The sequence below is a fragment of the Pseudomonas sp. 22072 genome (assembly GCF_052046095.1).
Taxonomy (GTDB): domain Bacteria; phylum Pseudomonadota; class Gammaproteobacteria; order Pseudomonadales; family Pseudomonadaceae; genus Aquipseudomonas; species Aquipseudomonas paracarnis.
This window is the reverse complement of record NZ_JBQEQE010000005.1, coordinates 122,232-140,878: the sequence shown is the minus strand read 5'-3', so window position 1 is coordinate 140,878 and position 18,647 is coordinate 122,232. Positions and strand designations below refer to the sequence as shown.

Genomic DNA, 18,647 nt, shown 5'->3' with positions numbered 1-18,647 from the left:
CAATCCCAGAGAGGGCCTTCCATGTCCAAGACTATCCGCATTGCAGCCGCGCTGTTGGTCCGTGGCGACGGTCAAACCCTGCTTGTGCGCAAGCGCGATACCCTGGCTTTCATGCAACCGGGCGGCAAAATCGACGCCGGCGAGCAACCTGCCGAGGCGCTCGTCCGTGAGTTGCACGAGGAGCTGAACCTGCGCGTTGATCCGAGCCAAGCCGTCTATCTTGGCCAGTTCTCGGCACCCGCGGCCAACGAACCGGGTTTTACCGTAGAGGCGGAGTTGTTCAAGGTGCAGGTCGACGTCGCCGTCACCCCTGCAGCAGAGATTGAAGAGGTGTGCTGGATCGATCCCATGGGCGAAGGTGACTTGCATCTGGCGCCATTGACGCGCGATTTGATCCTGCCGTTCTATCGTGATTCGCTGGCTACCGCATGATGATTCGCCCGCTGGACGCCGACGATGCGCAAGCCTATCGGGCATTGATGCTCGAGGCCTATAGCGCGTACCCGCAAGCGTTCACGTCCAGTGTCGCGGAGCGCGCCTCGATGCCATTGAGCTGGTGGGAAAAGCGTCTCGACAGCCCGCTGGATTGCCTGTTGGGCGGCTTTGATGGGGCGCGACTGGCCGGCATCGTTGGCCTGGCCTACGAGCCTCGCGAAAAGGCGCGGCACAAGGTGACCTTGTTCGGCATGTACGTGACCGAGGCTTATCAACAGCAAGGGCTGGGGCGGCAGCTGGTGCAAGCCGCACTGGAAGAAGCCCGCCGCCACCCGCGCCTCAAACTGATCCAGCTGACCGTCACCGCCGGCAATGACGCGGCCTTTGCGCTCTACCAGCGCTGCGGTTTCATTCAGTACGGCCTGGAGCCACTGGCCGTGCGGGTAGGCGTCGAATACTTCGACAAGATCCACATGTGGCGCGAGCTACATTGATCGTTCCAACGCTCTGCGTGGGCACGCATCCCGTGACGCTCCGCGTCACCACGTGGACGCAGAGCGTCCTTGGCGGCATTCCCACGCAGAGCGTGGGAACGATCGGCACTCGCCCGCACACTCAGAGCCCGCTCAACGCACCGCGCTTACGCCATCCAAGGTGGAAAACGAGGTGTCCTTGGCCGTCAGCAAGAAGTCGCGCATATAAGGTGCATCCAGCATGTCGGCACGAATGCCCGCATACAAGGTGGCGAACAAACCCTTCTCACCCAACCGCTTGGCCTTCACATACCCGCGTGAGCTGTATTCATGCAGCGCCCAGTGGGGCATACCGCACACCCCACGGCCGCTGGCCACCAGTTGCATCATCATCACGGTCAGCTCCGAAGTTCGCACCTGGGCCGGTTCAACGTCGGCCGGTTCCAGGAAGCGGGTGAAGATGTCCAGGCGGTCACGTTCCACCGGGTAGGTGATCAGGGTTTCTGTCAGCAGGTCTTCCGGCACGATGTAGGACTTGTTCGCCAACGCGTGCTGGTTGGCCACCGCCAGCATGGCTTCGTAAGTGAACAGCGGCACGTAGGTGATACCCGGCAGTTCCAGCGGGTCGGAGGTCACCACCAGGTCCAGGTCGCCACGGGCCAGGGCCGGCAGCGGCGCGAAGGCAAAGCCCGAGGCCAGGTCCAGCTCGACTTCCGGCCAGGCATCGCGGAACTGGTCGATGGTCGGCATCAGCCACTGGAAACAACTGTGGCATTCGATCGCCATGTGCAAGCGCCCAGCGGTACCCCCGGCCAGCCGCGCAATATCGCGCTCGGCACCGCGCAACAACGGCAGGGTGGCGTCGGCCAATTGCAGCAGGCGTAGGCCGGCGCTGGTGAAGCGCACCGGTTTGGTCTTGCGCACGAACAGCGGCATGCCCAGGCGCTCTTCCAGTTCTTTGAACTGATGGGAGAGGGCGGACTGGGTCAGGTGCAGGCGTTCGGCGGCTTCCACCAGGCTGTCGGCTTCGCGCAAGGCGTGCAGGGTTTTCAAGTGACGGATTTCGAGCACAGGCGCTCCATGAAGAAAATTTGCGACGAATACGGAATGCTTGATTTTGTCTCATGTTGTGGGGCGTGTCGACCATGACCACTGGGCGCTCTTCATCAAACTGTCATCGAACTGTGGCAGCGCGCTTGAACAAACTTCATCAGACTCGCGCTCTACTGGGGTTCTGCGTTTTGGTGTTTTTCATGCGTGCGTTGTTTTTAGTGGCCGCTCTACTGTTCGGCCTGCCGTCTTTTGCGGCGTCTCGATGTGATGTCAATGTCCCGACCCAAACGGTCGACCTGGCTCAGGTGAGCATCGCCTATCAAAGTATCGGCCGTGCGTCCGACCCTGCGTTGCTGCTGGTAATGGGCCTGGGCGGGCAGTTGATTCACTGGCCGGACGAAGTGGTGGTGGCCCTGTGCGAACAAGGCTTTCGGGTGATTCGCTACGACAACCGCGACGTCGGCCTGTCCACCTGGCGGCAGGCGCCGGCGAGCGCCAACCTGACCTTCGAAGTGCTGCGCTACAAGCTCGGCTTGCCGGTGGCTGCGCCTTATACGTTGACCGACATGGCCGACGACGCCCTGGGCTTGATGGACGCGCTGCAGGTGCAGCAATTTCACGTACTCGGCGCGAGCATGGGCGGCATGATCGCTCAACACCTGGCGGCCATGGCGCCACAGCGCGTGGAAAGCCTGACCCTGATCATGACCAGCTCCGGCGCCGAGGGCTTGCCCGCGCCGAACGCGGCGCTGGTGCAATTGCTCTCGCGGCGCAGCGCGCCCAATCGTGAGGTGGCGCTGGAGCAACAGGCGGATTTGCTCGCGGCGTTGGGCAGCCCGGATATCAAGGACGATCGCCAGGCGTTGCTGCACCAGGCGGCGCTGTCCTATGACCGCGCCTTCAACCCCGAAGGCGTGAAGCGCCAGATCATGGCAATCCTGGCCGAGCCAAGCCGTGTGCCCTTGCTCAACCAACTGCGCGTGCCTGCGTTGGTCGTCCACGGCACCGCCGACCCTTTGCTGCCGGTGATGCACGGCGTGCACCTGGCCGCGCATATCCAGGGCAGCCAGTTGAAATTGATTCCCGGCCTGGCCCACCGTTTTCAGGAAGCGTTCAAGGCGCCCTTGCTGGCGGCGGTGTTGCCCTACCTGCAAGCCCATCGCCAGGATGCCGCGCACTGGGCGCAGATCGATTTGAGCGAGCCTTCGAAGGTGCTGTGAAGGTGGTGTATCGTGCAACCTTTATGTATACGCATGACTGCACGCGAGGTTGCCCACCATGAGTACTCCCCTGAAAATCGATTTCGTCAGCGACGTATCCTGCCCCTGGTGCATCATCGGCCTGCGCGGCCTGACCGAAGCCCTCGACCAGCTCGGCAGCGAAGTGCAGGCCGAGATTCATTTCCAGCCGTTCGAACTGAACCCGAACATGCCCGCCATCGGTCAGAACATCGTCGAGCACATCACTGAAAAATACGGCTCCACGGCTGAAGAGTCCCAGGCTAATCGTGCGCGTATCCGCGACATGGGCGCCGCATTGGGCTTTGCGTTCCGCACCGACGGCCAGAGCCGTATCTACAACACCTTCGACGCGCACCGCCTGTTGCATTGGGCCGGGTTGGAAGGTTTGCAATACAACCTCAAGGAAGCGCTGTTCAAGGCGTATTTCAGCGATGGCCAGGACCCTTCCGACCACGCGACCCTGGCGATCATCGCCGAGAGCGTAGGGCTGGACATTGCGCGCGCCGCCGAGATTCTTGCCAGCGATGAATACGCCGCCGAAGTCCGCGAGCAGGAACAGCTGTGGGTTTCTCGTGGGGTGAGTTCGGTGCCGACCATTGTCTTCAATGACCAATATGCGGTGAGCGGTGGGCAACCGGCGGAAGCCTTCGTCGGCGCGATTCGCCAGATCATCAACGAATCGAAATCCTGAGGCCGAGCACGCAGCAAAATGTGGGAGCTGGCTGTCAGTTGCAAATGAGTTGGCTGAAACACTGCCATCGCAGCATAGGTATCTACACAGCTTTGGTGTGACGCTGGACCTGTGGCGAGGGAGCTTGCTCCCGTGACGGACTGACAGCCGGCGCTTCTCTACCTGACACCCCACAATCCAACTGTGGGAGCGGGCTTGCTCGCGAAGGCGGCCTGACAGGCGGCACAGTTGGACCGTGTACATATCCATTGCTGCGGTAACGGCCACTTAGGGTTCCGCCCTGACGGCGGGTCACTTTGGAAAAGAGCCCCAAAGTAACCAAAGGGCTCTTGCCCCACCACTCGGCACCTCGCTTAGGCTCGGTGTGCCCGAACGCAGGCTTGAATCCGTGGGCCGCCGCCACGCGCCATCCATGGCGCGGGGCGGCTAACCCGGCGTCCTGCCGGGTTACCCACGAATTCAAGCCTGCGTTCGGCCAGCGTGGTTTAACGGGGCGCTTAAGATCAAAAGCAGAGCAAGAGCAAGAGCGACTCGCTTCGCATCGTGGTTAGCGTCTGCTGTTACAACTCACAAAATTGTGTGAAGACCTATGGCCATCGCAGGCAAGCCAGCTCCCACATTTGATCTGTGTCGGCATTAAGAGAAGCACTGGCCCATCCCTTGCATTACCCCCCTAAAGCCCAACCGGCCTGCGGTTGGGCACTGCCATTAGGGGTGAAACTTACCTTGAATATTCTTGACCTTGACCACAGCCTCACCGGCCAGGCACCGATTGCCCGGCGGTTGGCCAGCGGTCGGGCCACGCGCCTGGACCTGCTGGACCTGGGCCCGAAATTGCGTTTGTGGTCCACCGAAAAAACCTGGAAACGTTTCGTCGAGCGCCTGGCCCAACGGCCACGGCCCCGTGACGCGCGTCCGGAAATCCTGTTTGTCGGTTCCGGGGATTATCACCACCTTACGCCGGCGTTTTTGGCCGACCTCAAAGAGCCCGTCAGCCTGATTCACTTTGACAACCACCCCGACTGGGTGCGCTTTGCGCCCAAGCGGCACTGTGGTTCGTGGGTCAACCGGGCGCTGAAGATGCCAGCGATCCAACGCATCGTCACCCTCGGCCCGTGCAGCGATGACCTGCATAACCCGCAACTGCGCGGCGGCAACCTTGGCGCCCTCAAGCGCGGGCGTTTGCAGCTGTTTCCCTGGCAGCATCCGCCGTCCAAGGTCTGGGGCCGGGTGGGGGACGGCGCCGGCCACCAGCAACAGGAAAACCACCTGCACTGGCGCAACCTGGCGGACCTGGATTGGGGCGCCTTCCTCGACCAGATGATTGCCAGCCTGCCCACCGAGGCGATCTGGATCACCATCGACAAAGATGTGCTCGCCAGTGAAGACGCCGCCACCAACTGGGACCAGGGCGGCATGCGCCTGACCCATTTGCTCCAGGCCCTGCGGGCGTTGGCGGCGGGTAAACGCATCATTGGCATCGACGTCTGCGGTGAGTTCGCTACGCCGGCATTCAGCAACGCGTTCAAGCGCTGGGAAGCCAAATCCGACCAGCCGCCACCGGAGCGCTGGAGCCCGCAAGACTTGCAGCGTAATGCGGCAACCAATGAAGCCTTGATCGACCTGTTTGAGGAGCTGTTCCCGTGACCCTGACCGTGGTGTTGTTACTGGCGTTTTCCATCGTCCTCGATGTGATGGGCCAGCTATGTTTCAAATTGGGCGTGGACCGTTTGCCGCAACTCGATGGCGGTTTTCGCCTGCGTGCGTTCTGGGGCCAGGTGTTCAATGCGCCGCTGCTGTGGGCCGGCGTCGGCGCCTATGTGATTGAGTTTTTTGTGTGGCTCGAAGCGCTGTCCCGTGCGCCCTTGAGTCTGCTGTTTCCGCTGGCGGCGTTGGCCTATTGCCTGGTGGTACTGGCAGGCAGGGTGGTGCTCAAGGAGACCGTCAGTCGGCGTCGTTGGCTGGGCACGCTGGTGATTACTTTAGGTGTGATGTTGGTAGCGATCGCGGGGAATCAGGCATGACAACGCAAACAATCAATACCGGCTGGCTGCACGGGCGTGTTGGCACCCTGGTGCTATGGGCACTGCTGATCGCCACCGAAAGCGCCGGGCAGTTGTTCACCAAGGTGGCCGGCGATCAGTTGGGGCCGATGGACTTCAGTTGGCAATGGCTGGCGGACGTGGCGCGCAACCCGGGGATTCTGGCGGCGATTGCCAGCTATCTGGGTGCGTTTTTTGTGTGGATGCTGATCCTGCGGCGTAGCAGTTTGTCCCTGGCGTTTCCGCTGAGTTCGCTGGTGTTCGTGGCGGTGCTGCTGGGCTCTTGGCTGGGGTTGGGGGAGCACATCAGCGTGTTGCATTGGGTGGGCGTGGTGGTAATTATCGGTGGTATCGCACTGTTGGCTGAGGGCGAAGAACACTGAAGATAGATATGAAACACAGGCCCATTGTGGGAGCGGGCGTGCTCGCGAATGCGGTGGATCAGTGAAGTATCGGGTGACTGACACACTGCTTTCGCGAGCAAGCCCGCTCCCACATTTTGCTCCCAGGTGATTCAGTCAAAGGTGTAACTGATCGCCGTCTGCACCTGGCCCTGATTCACATGGCCAGCCTCCTTGACGATGCTGCTCTTGGCCGCCGACCCCACCAAGTGTACCCAGCTGGCGCTGGTCAGCAGCGACCAATGGGGCGCCAGGGGGAAGGCGAAGCTTTGGCTCAGCGTCACGTTCTGGAAGCCCCCGCTCGCTTTATAGGGCCGCAAGCCTGAAGCGACGGCTTCGTTGTTGTCCACGCCGAAGAAGGTATTGGTCTGCCGCGCATCGGCAAAATGCGCAACCAGGCTATTGCTGCCGATAATCCCGCCACCCACGGGGTAACCCAGTTCTCCGCCGATTTTACCCAGGGCGCCGCTCTGGGAATGCCCGCCGCCCACGGCCTGGCCCAATTGCGCGTAGACCCGCCAGAAATCGGCCGGGGCGTATTGGACGAAACCGCCCACCTCGGCCATGTCCGACACGTTGCGCAGGCCCTGCAACTCGCCGTTGGAAGTACGCCCCGGCAGGTAGTTGATATAGGGGCCCGCGGTAAGGCCGTGGGTATCCAGGGCGCTCCAGGTGAGGCCGTCATCGGTACTCAGGCTGACGTCACCCCAATCCAGGTCCAGGTAAGGCACAGGCCGGGTTTCGTAGCGGCTGCCGCTGGGGTCGTGGGGCTGATAGCTGAGGCCCGCGCCCACGTCGCCCGTGATGCCTTCTGCCCAGGCGGCGCTGCAAAGGCCCCACCCTCCAAGTAAACCGGTGAATACAGCAGCAGCGAGCTTGGACATGGGGACGTTTCCTGAAGGTGGGCAGGCGCGCATGAACGCGCAAACCGACGCGCCTGCGCAAGCACTCATGTTGTTTGTAGCAAGCTACAAAAATTGTAGCTCCCGCGACACCTATCACCGCGCATTTCGCCCTAACCCCCAGCCCTGCGGGGTTTTCGCCAGTTGGCACAGTCCCTGCTCTATCCCTTGGCAAGCGCATACAGCGCGCTCCTCCAAGGCCCTTTACCTAAAGGAAAGGCAGATGATCAACTGGCATATCGTGTGTGACTTCGACGGGACCATTACGCCCACGGATGTCATCGACAACGTCCTCCAACGCTTCGCCGGCCCCGAGTGGGAAACCATTGAGCAGGAATGGCTGGATGGGCATATCGGTTCACGCGAATGCCTGAGCCGCCAACTGGCGCTGATCAAGGCCACCCCGGCTGAACTGCTGGCGTACTTTGACAGTGTCGAGATCGACCCGGACTTCCCGGATTTCGTCGATCACGTCATGGGCCTGGGTGCTTCCATCGAAGTGGTCAGCGACGGCATCGAGCAGGGCATTGCCCGCATCCTTTCGCGCAACTACGTGACCCTGCTGCCGATCCTCGCCAACCGCCTGCGCCAGGTTGACCAGGACAGCTGGCGCATCGACTTCCCGTATGCCAGCGATGCCTGTCGCGCCGCTGCCGGCAACTGCAAGTGCAAATCCACGCCGCGCAACAAGCGCGTGCTGGTGATCGGCGATGGCAAGTCCGACATGTGCGTGGCCTCCACTGCCGACTTCGTGTTCGCCAAGGGCAGCCTCGCCGACTACTGCGTCGCCCACCAGATCCCTCATGCGCGCTTCGACACCTTTGCGCAAGTGCCGGCGTTGCTGGCCAAGCTGCCTCAAGGCCTCGCCGCCAACGCCACCACCTTCAACACCTCTTCTGACAATCAGGAACTCTTCCATCATGTCTGATATCCGTATCGCTACCGCCGAAGACCAGGTTCTCCTGGATAAAGAAGCCAAGTACTGCTCCTACGGCGACACCGTTCACTACATCGAGCCGCCGCGTATTTTCAGCCGCTGCGAAGGCTCTTATGTGTGGGACACCGAAGACCAGGCCTACCTCGACCTGCAAATGTGGTACTCGGCCGTCAACTTCGGCTATGCCAACCCGCGCCTGAACAACGCGCTGAAAAAGCAGATCGACACGCTGCCGCAAATCGCCAGCCAGTACCTGCACAAAGGCAAGATCGAGCTGTCGGAAATGATCGCGGTCGATGCCAAGAACAAGTTCGGCCTCGACGGCCGTGTGCACTTCAACGTCGGCGGCTCGCAGTCGATCGAAGACTCCCTGAAAGTGGTGCGCAACGCCAGCAACGGCAAAAGCCTGATGTTCGCCTTCGAAGGCGGTTACCACGGCCGCACCCTCGGCGCCTCGTCGATCACCTCCAGCTTCCGCTATCGTCGTCGCTACGGCCACTTTGGCGAGCGCGCCAACTTCATTCCCTTTCCTTACCACTTCCGTGGCCCGAAGGGCATGACCAAGGAAGAGTACGGCAGCCATTGCGTGCAGCAGTTCGCTCGCCTGTTCGAGACCGAATACAACGGCGTCTGGGACCCTAAGACCAACCAGTGCGAATACGCAGCCTTCTACGTCGAGCCGATCCAGGGCACTGGCGGCTACGTGATCCCGCCGATGAACTTCTACCGCGAACTCAAACACGTCCTGGATCAGCACGGCATCCTGATGGTGTCCGATGAAATCCAGATGGGCTTCTACCGCACCGGTAAACTCTGGTCGATCGAGCACTTCGACGTGCAGCCGGACGTGATCGTGTTCGGCAAGGCCCTGACCAATGGCCTCAACCCGTTGGGCGGTATCTGGGCCCGTGAAGAGTTGATCAACCCGACGGTGTTTCCGCCAGGTTCGACTCACTCCACCTTCGCCTCCAACCCGCTGGGCACCGCCGTCGGCCTGGAAATGTTCAAGATGACCAGCGAAGTCGACTACGGCGCCATGGTCATGGCCAAGGGCAAATACTTCCTGGAAGGCCTGCAAGACTTGCAAAAACGCTTCCCGATCATCGGAGATGTGGACGGCCTGGGCCTGGCGCTGCGCTGCGAAATCTGCGGCCCGGATGGCTTCACCCCGGACAAGGCGACCCTGGACTACATGGTCGAAGAAGGCATGAAAGGCGACATGCTGGTAGACGGCCAGAAACTCGGGCTGATCCTCGACGTAGGCGGTTACTACAAGAACGTGATCACCCTGGCGCCGTCGCTGGAAATCAGCTACCCGGAAATCGACCTGGGCCTGAAGTTGCTCGAGCAGCTGCTGGTGCGAGCGACCACGCGGTGAATGCTCAAGGGATCGACCTCGGTGAAGGCACTGCCGGTTTCGTTCTCGGTGAAGGTCCGGTCGGGATCCTGTTGATCCACGGCCTGACCGGCACGCCGACCGAGTTGCGCCAGGTCGCGAAGGGCCTGGCCAAGGTGGGTAACTGCACGGTGTATGTGCCCACACTGGCGGGGCACTGCGGCGACAACAGCGACTTGCAGGCCACTGGCTGGCAGGACTGGTACGAAGGCGTGCGCAAGACCTTCGTACAGGTCAAGCAACGCCACGGGCAGGTGTTTGTCGGTGGCTTGTCGATGGGCGCGGTGATGTCGATGTATGTGGCGTCCGAACATCCTGGGCAAGTCGCCGGGTTGCTGATGTATTCCACCACCTTGAAGTACGACGGTTGGAGCATCAACAAGCTGGCGTTCCTCACGCCGTTGCTGATGAAGATTCCATTCGGCGTACACATTTGCAGCTTCGAAGAGAAGCCGCCCTACGGCATCAAGAACGAGCGCCTGCGGGCCATCGTCGAGCGGCAGATGAAGGAAGGCGAGAGCAGCGAGGCGGGGTTGCTGACCATGGAAGGCATCACCGTGCGCGAGCTGCACCGTATGAACGCCGTGGTCAAGAAGCGCATGCCCCAGATCAAGGTGCCGGCGCTGGTGCTGCACTCCATCGAGGACGACATCACCAGCCGCTGGAACGCCGATTACGTGGAGCGCCACCTCGGCGGGCCGGTGACCAAGATCCTGTTGGACAACTGCTACCACATGATCACGGTCGATTTGCAGTACCGGCGGGTGATCGAGTTGAGTGCCAGGTTTGTCGAGCAGCACGCAGTGCAACTCAATCGTGTGGCGTGATTAGTTTACTTATAGGAGCGAGCTTGCTGTGGCGAGCAAGCTTGCTTGCGCTGGGGTGCGAAGCACCCCCAAAAGCCTGCGACTGCTGCGCAGTCGAGCGGGAGCAAGCTCCCTCGCCACATCAAGCTCGCTCCTACAGTAGAACGGCGTTGATAAGGAAAAACTGTGATAACCACCCAAGCCTTCCCGACCATCCGGGCTATCCAGCGCGATGCCTGGAACGACTGTTTTCCCGGTGCCCTGGAGGATTGGGACTATTACCTGGCCGTGGAAAACGCTGCGATCGATGACTTTCAGTGGCGTTACCTCGCGGTCTTCGAGGATCAAACGCTGGTGGCCGTGGCTGCCGCGTTCGTCACCCATTATCGCCTCGACACCACGGTGTCGGGGGCCGGCAAGCGCTTGACCGAGCGCCTGGAGCAGCTGTGGCCTGGCGTTTTGCAATTGGCGTTGTACGCCATCGGTTCGCCGGTGGCTGAACGCTGTGATGCCGGTGTCGCCAGCCATGTGCCCGAATCCCGGCGCCCGTTGCTGTTGCAGCAGTTACTGGAGGCTGCGCGCAGCGATGCCGACGCGCTCGGTATCGGCTTGCTGGCGGTCAAGGATGCGCCCACCAACGACCCGCATTGGACCCAGAGCTGCCTTGCCGCAGGTTTTCAAAGCATGCCCAGCTTGCCCACGGGGGTGTTGCCGCTGCCTTATGGCTCGGTGGATGCCTACCTGGGTTCGCTGGGCAAATCCACGCGCAAGGACCTGCGCCGCAAACTGCGCGCACCAGGGCCGCGGGTCGAGTGGCGGCGTAATATCGATGACGTGCTGCCCGAGGTCATGCGCCTGTATGAAGCCACGCTCGCGCGCGCAGACTTGCAGTTCGAACGCCTGCCCGCCGGTTACTTCACGGGCGTGCTCGAACACCTGCACGAGCGGGCGGTCTGTGTTCTGTACTGGGTGGACGAGCGCCTGGTGGCGTTCAACCTTATCCTCCTGGATGAGCATCGGCTGGTGGACAAGTTCTTTGGCCATGACCTTGAGTTCAGCCGCGAGTACAACCTGTACTTCCGCAGTTGGTTGACCAATGTCGACTATTGTATTGAACACCGTATTCCGGTGTACGAGTGTGGCCAGGCCGGGTATGCCAGTAAACTGCGCCTGGGGTGCGAGTTCGAGGGCAACAGCCTGTTCTTCCGCCACCGTAACCGGCTGGTCAACGGCCTGCTCAAGCTTGTAAAACTGTTTATTCGACCGGATCGTTCCGACCCTGCCATGGCTGCTGCGATAAGCGAAACCTGATGATTACCAAGACCCGCCAGAAAGCCCGCCCCTTTGCCATCTCGCGTTGGAGCGTCCAGCGCAAGCTGGTGCTGGCGTTCTGGCTGGTCAGCGTGATTCCCACCATGATCGCGGCTGAGCTGGCTGCCACCACGCTGTCGCAGATTTTCGACAGCAACGTGCGTATCTGGCTGCAAGAGTCGACCAAGATCGTCAAGGACGAAATCGGCGACATCCTTCACGACAACGCGCGCATGGCCAAGCTGTTCCTGCGCTATACCAGCCCGCCGTCGTCCAAAAATGCCGAGAAGCATGACCGGCTCACCGCCGACATTGCCGATGCCACCGATATCGACGTGGTCGCGCTGATCCGCACCAACGACCGTAAAGTGATGTTCAGCACGGCCGCCGATGACATCGTCAGGCAGATCAACCTCACCAGCAACGCGGTGCTGCAAACCGTGCAAGTCGCCGGCGTGAGCACGGGCCTGGTGGTGTCCACCTTCGAAACCAGCCGTGACGGCGTTGATTACCTGTTGCTGGTCGCCACTTACCTGGACAGCAGTTTCCTCACCAGCGTGGCCGATGTGCATTCCCTCGACCTGCGTCTGTATTTGGCCAACCCTGCCGGTTTTTCCGAAATATTTTCCACCCAGCGCTTCGCCAATCACCCCTCGCGCATCCCCAAGAATGTCGAGGCCTACCTGCGCAGCACCAAGCAGCCCAGCGAGCAGTTCACTAACCAGTACAGCGGTTTGTATTGGCCGATTTTCAATGATGCCGGCGAGTTGCAAGGCGTGATCTTCAGCGGCCTGCTACGCCATACCAGCCTGGTGGGGTTGGTGAACCAGAGCAACTTGTTCGTGCTGATCTTCCTGGTCAGCTCGGCGCTGTCACTGGCGGCCGGGTTGTTGGTGTCGCGGCGCCTGACCAAGCCCCTGCGCGATTTGTCCCAAGGCGTGGATGCGGTGATCTCGGGCAGTTATGCGCACCGTGTGGTGGTCAGTGGCGGTGACGAACTGGCGCAATTGAGCAGCACCTTCAACCACATGACCGAACGCCTGGGCGAGTTGCATCACCTGGAAGCCCAACTGCGTCGGCGTGACCGCTTGCATGCCCTGGGTGAAGTCGCCATGGGCCTGGCTCACGAAATTCGCAACCCACTGGGCATCATCAAGACCGCCACCCAACTGTTGCATCGGCGCGCTGACCTGGCGGAAACCGACAAGCGTCACCTGGAATATGTCATCAGCGAAGTCAGCCGCATCAACGAGCTGATTACCGAGTTCCTCGATTTCGCCAAGCCCAACCCGCCGATACGCGTGCAGCAACCGGCACGCGCCCTGGTGGAAGAAATCCTCGGTTTCTGCGGCCCGGAGCTGAGTAGCCATCGCATTGACGCGCAGATCGACGACCAGGCGCCTGGCGCGACGATCTACGCCGATGCCAAGCAGCTCAAACAGGCCTGTCTCAACCTGATTCTCAACGCCGTCGACGCGATGCCCGACGGCGGGCGCCTGACCCTGGGCATTCGCAGCGTGGGCGACAACACTGTGATCAGCATCGCCGATACCGGCGAAGGCATCCCGGCGGACATGGTGGAGCGCATCTTCACGCCATTCGTCACCACCAAGGCCTCGGGCACAGGCCTGGGCCTGGCCAAAGTCTATTCGATCATGGAAAGTCACGACGGCAGCATCGAATGCGCCAGTGAGAAAGATGCCGGCGCGACCTTCAGCCTGTACATTCCGGCTGACGGTGAAGACGACGGTGAAGATGAGGACGGGCATGACGCATAACGTATTGGTGGTCGACGACGAGCCCAAGCTCTGTGATCTGCTGACCCAGGCCTTGAGCCAGAACGGCATCCAGGTGTTCAGCGCGGGCAATGGCCTGCATGCGCTCAAGGTGCTGGGGGAGGAGGACATCGACCTGGTCATCAGCGACTGGCGCATGCCGGGCATGGACGGGCCGGCGTTGCTGGCCGAGATCAAGGTGCGTTATCCGACTTTGCCGGTAATCGTGATGACGGCCTACAGCACGGTGAAAAACGCCGTGCAGTCGATGCGTAACGGTGCCTATGACTACATTGCCAAGCCGTTCGACATCGACGAGCTGGACATCACCGTGGCCAAGGCCCTGCAATTTCGCGACATCATGCGCGACAACGCGCGCATGCGCGCCGAGCTGGACGAGCATGCTCAGTTCGACAGCCTGGTGGGCGACAGTCCGGCGTTTCGCCAAGTGCTCCAGGCGGTGGATTCGGTGCGTGACAGCAACGCTACTATCCTGCTGACCGGCGAAAGCGGCACTGGCAAGGAAATGGTCGCCCGCGCCATCCACAAGCATGGCAGCCGTGCCGACCAACCCTTCGTGGCGGTCAATTGCGCAGCCATTCCTGAAGGCTTGTTGGAAAGCGAAATGTTCGGCCATCGCAAAGGCGCGTTCACCGGCGCCGTGGCTGACCGGGTAGGGCGCTTCATGCAGGCCGACAAGGGCACGCTGTTTCTGGATGAAGTCGGTGATATGCCCTTGGCGTTGCAGGCCAAGATTCTGCGCGCCTTGCAGGAGAGGGTTATCGAGCCGGTAGGCGACCCCCGCGAGCGCAAGGTGGATGTACGAGTAATTGCCGCCACCAACAAGAACCTGCTGGATGCGGTGGCGGCCAAGGAGTTTCGCGAAGACCTGTATTACCGCCTCAATGTCTTTCCGATTCCGTTGCCGTCGTTGCGCGAACGCGTGGAAGACATCGCGCCCCTGGCGCGCCACTTCGCTCACACTTTGAGCGCCACCACTGGCAAACGTATCACCGGTTTCAGCCCCGAGGCGTTGCAGGCCATGGCTGCGTATCACTGGCCGGGCAATATCCGCGAGCTGCAAAACTGCGTGGAGCGCGCAACCATCGTGGCGGCTTCATCGGTGATCGAGGATATTGATTTGCCCGGGTATTTGTTTGCTTCCACACCGAGCGAGGGTGATGTGACCGCGATCCTCAGCGACGGCCCAGGCGTGCCGCGGGATCTGGATGCGGCGCTGGCCGAAGTGGAGAAAGCCTATATTCTTGCGGCGCTGCAGGAGAGCAATGGGGTGCAGGCCGCGGCGGCGCAGCGGATCGGGATTTCCGAAAGGAGCTTCTGGTATCGCCTGAAGAAGCTGGGGATTCAGGTCGACAAGATCGTGCGCTGATCTGAGTGTGGTAACTCATGATCGCTCCCACGCTCCACGTGGGAGTGCCTCTGGTGACGCTCTGCGTCACGCGTGTGGACGCGGAGCGTCCTTGGCTGCATTCCCACGCGGGAGCGTGGGAACGATCTGCCGTGTTGCGTCAGGTGTGCAGGCGTACCCACACGCTGACCAACACCGTCGCGGCCATCAACCAGGCCACGGCGGCGACTGCCAGCGATGCCTCCAACCGCAGCCGATCGACCATCACATACAGCGTCGCCAAATACACAAAGTACGGAATGATCGACCACATCCCGAACAGGATCGTGGTCTTCAAGTCCGCAACCGTTCGGCCTTTGCCGACGATGTAATGGGCGATCAGCGCAAAAGTGGGAAACAGCGGCACCAAGCCTGCGATGTAATAGTTTCTGGTCTTGGCCAGCGCCGCCAGGATCAGCACCACTGCGGCGCCAAGTGCAGCCTTCAGGAACAGATCCATCAGTGACTCAACCCGTATTTCTTGACCTTGTCGAACAGGGTGGTCTTGGCCATCCCCAGTTCCTGGCTGGCCTGGGTCAGGTTCCCGCCGCTGCGTTGCAGGGCATCGTTGAGTAGGTTGCGCTCAAAGGCTTCCACCGCCTCGGTAAAGGCAACCCCTTGGTTGCCGCTGCCGGCGCCGCTTTTCTTGAAGGCGGGCAGGCCGAGGGCGAAACGTTCGGCGACGTTGCGCAGCTCACGCACGTTGCCTGGCCAGTCGTGGCTCATCAGGCTGGATAGGGTCTGGTTGTCCAGCTCCGGCACCGCCCGGTCGAAGCGTAGCGACGATTGCTGCAGGAAGTGTTCGAACAGTTGCAGGATGTCTTCGCGCCGTTCGCGCAAAGGCGGCAGTTCCAGGGTGACGACGTTGAGGCGGTAGTACAGGTCGCTGCGGAACTGGCTGGCGCGGCTCAACTCGTCGAGGTCGGACTTGGTGGCAGCGATTACCCGGCAATCCACCGCCACGCTCTGGTTCGAACCCAGGCGTTCCAACGTACGTTCTTGCAGCACCCGCAGCAATTTGATCTGCAGGTTGATCGGCATGCTCTCTACTTCATCGAGGAACAGCGTGCCTTGATGGGCATGCTCGATCTTGCCGATGCGACGTTTGCCGGCGCCGGTGAAGGCGTTGGCCTCGTGGCCGAAAATCTCGCTTTCAAACAGGTTTTCCGGCAGGCCACCGCAGTTGAGGGCGACGAACTGGTGGGTATGGCGCCGGCTGAAATCATGCAGGCAGCGCGCGACCAGTTCCTTGCCGGTGCCGGTCTCGCCTTCGATCAGCACGTTGGCCGAGGTATCGGCGACATTGGCAATCAGTTCGCGCAGGTTTTGCATGGCCGGCGAGCGGCCGATGATGCGGCCTTCCAGCGAGTCGCGTTCGGCCAGTTGCCGGCGTAGCGACCAGACTTCCCGCGCCAGCCCGCGTTGTTCCAGGGCGCGGCGTGCCACGTCCACCAGGCGTTCGGGCGAGAAGGGTTTCTCCATGAAGTCGTAGGCGCCGTTACGCATGGCGCCCACCGCCATGGAGATATCGCCATGCCCGGTGATCAACACCACCGGCAGGCTTTTATCCAGGGCCTTGAGGCGGGTCAGCAGTTCCAGGCCATCGATGCCCGGCAGGCGGATATCGCTGATGACGATGCCGGCAAAGTTTTCGCCGATGCGCTTGAGCGCTTCTTCGGCGCTGCCCACGCCGACGCTAGTGATGTCTTCGAGCGCCAATGCTTGCTGGCAACCGAGCAGTACATGGGGGTCGTCTTCGACGATCAGGACGGTAAGGTCTTGGGCTTGTGTATTCATGTCGACTCAGCTCGTTGAGCGCCCACCAATGGCAGGTTCAGGACAAAGGCGGTACCACCATTGGCCGGATGTTCCACGGCAAGGCTACCGCCTGTGGCGGCCGCGAGGCTTGCGGAAAGGGTCAGGCCCAAGCCCAGGCCTTGTTCGCCGGGCTTGGTGGTAAAAAAGGGTTCGAACAAATGCTTGCGCGCCTCGGGGTCGATGCCGTGGCCATTATCACGCACCAACAGGCGGTATTTGCCATCGCCGTTCTGGCCTTCCAGCCACAGTTGCGGCACTGCTTGGGCCTGCATCGCATCGAGCGCGTTACCGATCAGGTTGACCAGGATCTGCTCCAGGCGGGTCTGGTCGATCTGCAATTGGGCGTTGGCAAAGTCACGGTGCACGGTCAACGGCAGGCTGTCCAGGCGCGCGCCGAGCACCTGGAACGCGGCGTCCACGGCCTTGCCGAGGCTGGCTTCGCCCTGGTCGTCACCGCGCCGGGCAAAGGAGCGCAGGCTCGCGGTGATGCGGCCCATGCGGTCGATCAGTTCGTTGATGGTCTTGAGGTTGGTGCTGGCAGTGTCCAGGGCGCCGCGCTCAAGGAAGCGTACGGTGTTGCCCGACAGCGTGCGCAGCGCTGCCAGCGGCTGATTCAGTTCATGGGCGATGCTGGTGGACATCTGGCCGATGGCCGCGAGTTTGCCGGCCTGCACCAGTTCGTCCTGGGCGTGGCGCAGGGTTTCTTCGGCCTGGCGTCGTTCGCGAATCTGGCCCTTGAGCCGTTCGTTGCTGGCGCGCAGGTCGGCGGTGCGTTCGGCAATCCGACGCTCAAGCTGGCTGTTGGCTTCCTGCAAGGCTTCCCGTGCGGCGAGGCGGGTGGCGATGACCTTGCGCCGTTCGTTCCAGGCGATCAGCAGGAAGGCGACCAGGCCAAAGGCGACGGCCACCAGGATGCCCTGGTTGATCGCGGCGCGGCGCAGGTCGTTGAGCGGGGTGAGCAGGGTGAAGTTCCACGGCGTGTCGTTCAGCGGGCGGGTTTGCGCCAGGTAGCTGACGGCGTGCTGGTCGTTGACCACTTCGGTGTTGGCCGGGAAGGTCAGTTTCTCGGTGCCTTCGTTCAGGCGCTCACGGGCCAGGGGTTGCAGTTCATTGAGCGTCGCCCAGTAATATTGCAGGCTGTGGGCCAGGCGGTCCTTGGTGTCATCGCTCAGCGGGCGTACAGCCTTGAGGCGACGCGCCGGGTCGCTGGAAAGAATAATGATGCCGTTCTCATCGCTCACGAAAGCTTCGAGGCGCGCACGTTGCCAGCGCTCTTCAAGGGCTTCGAGGCGCACCTTGACCACGGCGACGCCGATGATCTTGCCGTGCTCTTCCAGGCCGTGGGCCAGGTAATAGCCGGGTTCGCCGTTGGTGCTGCCGATGCCGTAGAAACGACCGGGCTGGCCGCGTACAGCGTTCTGGAAATAGGCGCGAAAGGACAGGTCCTCACCTTGGTAACTGTCGGCATCGCGCCAGTTACTGGTGGCCAGCACACGGCCGGTGGTGTCCATTACATAGATGGCGCGGCTGCGACTGCGGCGGTTCAGGCCTTCGAGGTAGTCGTTGACCGTCTTGCGGGTTTCCTGGTTCGGGTCGGCGAGCAGTTGGGAAACACTGGACTCCAGCTCCAGCAGGCTGGGCAGGTAGGTGTACTTGCTCAGTTCGCTTTCGACGGTGCGGGCGTGCAGCTCCAACTGGCGTTCGCCATTGTCGCTGAGGGTGCGGATTCCGTAGTAGTCACTGACCCAGAAGCCGATATAACCCAGGCCGACCATGAGGGCGATGATCAACGGCGGCAGGAACAGTTGGCGTATCAGACGAGGCTTCACGGCAAGTGATGGCGGCGCGGCGCGATATTGATTGGGGTCGCATTTCATCACAGATGCCTTGGGTCAGCTACTTCTCGCCAGTGTAAGAGCGGGCTTGTGTGGGAGCCGGGCTTGCCCGCGATGCAGGCG

Annotated in this window: 18 protein-coding genes; 13 read left to right on the top strand and 5 right to left on the bottom strand. The window is 61.6% G+C overall.

Annotation, left to right across the window (positions count from 1 at the left end; translation table 11 throughout):
- The first annotated feature begins 21 nt into the window (after positions 1-21).
- Complete coding sequence (locus ACTJLA_RS07375) at positions 22-432, top strand: NUDIX hydrolase (protein WP_034126447.1); 411 nt, start codon at positions 22-24, stop codon at positions 430-432.
- Positions 429-929: a GNAT family N-acetyltransferase gene (locus tag ACTJLA_RS07370; RefSeq protein ID WP_314548171.1), complete on the top strand. Its 501-nt coding sequence runs from the start codon at positions 429-431 to the stop codon at positions 927-929. The genes ACTJLA_RS07375 and ACTJLA_RS07370 overlap by 4 nt, the downstream gene beginning before the upstream one ends.
- Before the next feature lie 132 nt (positions 930-1,061).
- On the opposite strand, the gene metR is transcribed toward ACTJLA_RS07370, so the two are convergent.
- A complete protein-coding gene (gene metR / locus ACTJLA_RS07365; RefSeq protein WP_003188924.1) occupies positions 1,062-1,979 on the bottom strand; it encodes a transcriptional regulator MetR in 918 nt (305 codons plus the stop codon).
- 182 nt (positions 1,980-2,161) lie between these two features.
- Between metR and ACTJLA_RS07360 the strand changes: the two genes are divergently transcribed.
- From ACTJLA_RS07360 to ACTJLA_RS07340, 5 genes are all read left to right on the top strand, one after another.
- The gene (locus ACTJLA_RS07360) at positions 2,162-3,181 is read left to right on the top strand and encodes an alpha/beta fold hydrolase (protein ID WP_034126527.1); all 1,020 of its coding nucleotides are present in this window, start codon (positions 2,162-2,164) and stop codon (positions 3,179-3,181) included.
- Positions 3,182-3,239: 58 nt separating this feature from the next.
- The gene (locus ACTJLA_RS07355) at positions 3,240-3,893 is read left to right on the top strand and encodes a DsbA family oxidoreductase (RefSeq protein WP_034126450.1); all 654 of its coding nucleotides are present in this window, start codon (positions 3,240-3,242) and stop codon (positions 3,891-3,893) included.
- A gap of 726 nt (positions 3,894-4,619) precedes the next feature.
- On the top strand, positions 4,620-5,540 hold the full coding sequence (locus ACTJLA_RS07350) for an arginase (RefSeq protein WP_096144226.1): 921 nt from the start codon (positions 4,620-4,622) through the stop codon (positions 5,538-5,540).
- On the top strand, positions 5,537-5,917 hold the full coding sequence (locus ACTJLA_RS07345) for an EamA family transporter (protein WP_197901412.1): 381 nt from the start codon (positions 5,537-5,539) through the stop codon (positions 5,915-5,917). Before ACTJLA_RS07350 ends, ACTJLA_RS07345 begins: the two co-directional genes overlap by 4 nt.
- A complete protein-coding gene (locus ACTJLA_RS07340; RefSeq protein ID WP_034126452.1) occupies positions 5,914-6,318 on the top strand; it encodes an EamA family transporter in 405 nt (134 codons plus the stop codon). Before ACTJLA_RS07345 ends, ACTJLA_RS07340 begins: the two co-directional genes overlap by 4 nt.
- 131 nt (positions 6,319-6,449) lie before the next feature.
- On the opposite strand, the gene ACTJLA_RS07335 is transcribed toward ACTJLA_RS07340, so the two are convergent.
- Positions 6,450-7,220, bottom strand: coding sequence for a MipA/OmpV family protein (locus tag ACTJLA_RS07335; protein WP_034126453.1), 771 nt, complete (start codon positions 7,218-7,220; stop codon positions 6,450-6,452).
- Between the two features lie 241 nt (positions 7,221-7,461).
- On the opposite strand from ACTJLA_RS07335, the gene ACTJLA_RS07330 reads away from it, so the two are divergent.
- From ACTJLA_RS07330 to ACTJLA_RS07305, 6 genes are all read left to right on the top strand, one after another.
- Complete coding sequence (locus tag ACTJLA_RS07330) at positions 7,462-8,166, top strand: MtnX-like HAD-IB family phosphatase (RefSeq protein ID WP_054897708.1); 705 nt, start codon at positions 7,462-7,464, stop codon at positions 8,164-8,166.
- Positions 8,159-9,553 carry an aspartate aminotransferase family protein gene (locus ACTJLA_RS07325; protein WP_313041917.1) on the top strand — a complete coding sequence of 465 codons (1,395 nt, stop codon included), beginning with the start codon at positions 8,159-8,161 and terminating at the stop codon, positions 9,551-9,553. Before ACTJLA_RS07330 ends, ACTJLA_RS07325 begins: the two co-directional genes overlap by 8 nt.
- Entirely contained in the window at positions 9,550-10,398 is an 849-nt protein-coding gene (locus ACTJLA_RS07320; RefSeq protein WP_054897709.1) for an alpha/beta hydrolase, read from the top strand. The genes ACTJLA_RS07325 and ACTJLA_RS07320 overlap by 4 nt, the downstream gene beginning before the upstream one ends.
- A gap of 165 nt (positions 10,399-10,563) precedes the next feature.
- Positions 10,564-11,688: a GNAT family N-acetyltransferase gene (locus ACTJLA_RS07315; RefSeq protein ID WP_054897710.1), complete on the top strand. Its 1,125-nt coding sequence runs from the start codon at positions 10,564-10,566 to the stop codon at positions 11,686-11,688.
- Entirely contained in the window at positions 11,688-13,466 is a 1,779-nt protein-coding gene (locus ACTJLA_RS07310; RefSeq protein WP_314548160.1) for a sensor histidine kinase, read from the top strand. Before ACTJLA_RS07315 ends, ACTJLA_RS07310 begins: the two co-directional genes overlap by 1 nt.
- Positions 13,456-14,853, top strand: coding sequence for a sigma-54-dependent transcriptional regulator (locus tag ACTJLA_RS07305; protein ID WP_034126458.1), 1,398 nt, complete (start codon positions 13,456-13,458; stop codon positions 14,851-14,853). The genes ACTJLA_RS07310 and ACTJLA_RS07305 overlap by 11 nt, the downstream gene beginning before the upstream one ends.
- Positions 14,854-14,992: 139 nt before the next feature.
- Here the strand turns inward: ACTJLA_RS07305 and ACTJLA_RS07300 are convergent, their stop codons facing one another.
- Genes ACTJLA_RS07300 through ACTJLA_RS07290 form a run of 3 tightly spaced genes read right to left on the bottom strand, consistent with a single transcriptional unit; the run spans position 14,993 to position 18,566 of the window.
- Complete coding sequence (locus ACTJLA_RS07300) at positions 14,993-15,331, bottom strand: GlpM family protein (protein WP_014717129.1); 339 nt, start codon at positions 15,329-15,331, stop codon at positions 14,993-14,995.
- Complete coding sequence (locus ACTJLA_RS07295; RefSeq protein WP_034126459.1) at positions 15,331-16,668, bottom strand: sigma-54-dependent transcriptional regulator; 1,338 nt, start codon at positions 16,666-16,668, stop codon at positions 15,331-15,333. The genes ACTJLA_RS07300 and ACTJLA_RS07295 overlap by 1 nt, the downstream gene beginning before the upstream one ends.
- The gene (locus tag ACTJLA_RS07290) at positions 16,665-18,566 is read right to left on the bottom strand and encodes a sensor histidine kinase (RefSeq protein ID WP_054897713.1); all 1,902 of its coding nucleotides are present in this window, start codon (positions 18,564-18,566) and stop codon (positions 16,665-16,667) included. Before ACTJLA_RS07290 ends, ACTJLA_RS07295 begins: the two co-directional genes overlap by 4 nt.
- Positions 18,567-18,647: the final 81 nt, after the last annotated feature.

What these genes read in the sequence shown, in the direction of transcription:
- ACTJLA_RS07375 (WP_034126447.1), top strand. Translation starts at nt 22, where the DNA reads ATGTCCAAGACTATCCGCATTGCAGCCGCGCTGTTGGTCCGTGGCGAC.
- ACTJLA_RS07370 (WP_314548171.1), top strand. Translation starts at nt 429, where the DNA reads ATGATGATTCGCCCGCTGGACGCCGACGATGCGCAAGCCTATCGGGCA.
- ACTJLA_RS07360 (WP_034126527.1), top strand. Translation starts at nt 2,162, where the DNA reads ATGCGTGCGTTGTTTTTAGTGGCCGCTCTACTGTTCGGCCTGCCGTCT.
- ACTJLA_RS07355 (WP_034126450.1), top strand. Translation starts at nt 3,240, where the DNA reads ATGAGTACTCCCCTGAAAATCGATTTCGTCAGCGACGTATCCTGCCCC.
- ACTJLA_RS07340 (WP_034126452.1), top strand. Translation starts at nt 5,914, where the DNA reads ATGACAACGCAAACAATCAATACCGGCTGGCTGCACGGGCGTGTTGGC.
- ACTJLA_RS07335 (WP_034126453.1), bottom strand. Translation starts at nt 7,220, where the DNA reads ATGTCCAAGCTCGCTGCTGCTGTATTCACCGGTTTACTTGGAGGGTGG.
- ACTJLA_RS07330 (WP_054897708.1), top strand. Translation starts at nt 7,462, where the DNA reads ATGATCAACTGGCATATCGTGTGTGACTTCGACGGGACCATTACGCCC.
- ACTJLA_RS07325 (WP_313041917.1), top strand. Translation starts at nt 8,159, where the DNA reads ATGTCTGATATCCGTATCGCTACCGCCGAAGACCAGGTTCTCCTGGAT.
- ACTJLA_RS07310 (WP_314548160.1), top strand. Translation starts at nt 11,688, where the DNA reads ATGATTACCAAGACCCGCCAGAAAGCCCGCCCCTTTGCCATCTCGCGT.
- ACTJLA_RS07305 (WP_034126458.1), top strand. Translation starts at nt 13,456, where the DNA reads ATGACGCATAACGTATTGGTGGTCGACGACGAGCCCAAGCTCTGTGAT.
- ACTJLA_RS07300 (WP_014717129.1), bottom strand. Translation starts at nt 15,331, where the DNA reads ATGGATCTGTTCCTGAAGGCTGCACTTGGCGCCGCAGTGGTGCTGATC.
- ACTJLA_RS07295 (WP_034126459.1), bottom strand. Translation starts at nt 16,668, where the DNA reads ATGAATACACAAGCCCAAGACCTTACCGTCCTGATCGTCGAAGACGAC.
- ACTJLA_RS07290 (WP_054897713.1), bottom strand. Translation starts at nt 18,566, where the DNA reads ATGAAATGCGACCCCAATCAATATCGCGCCGCGCCGCCATCACTTGCC.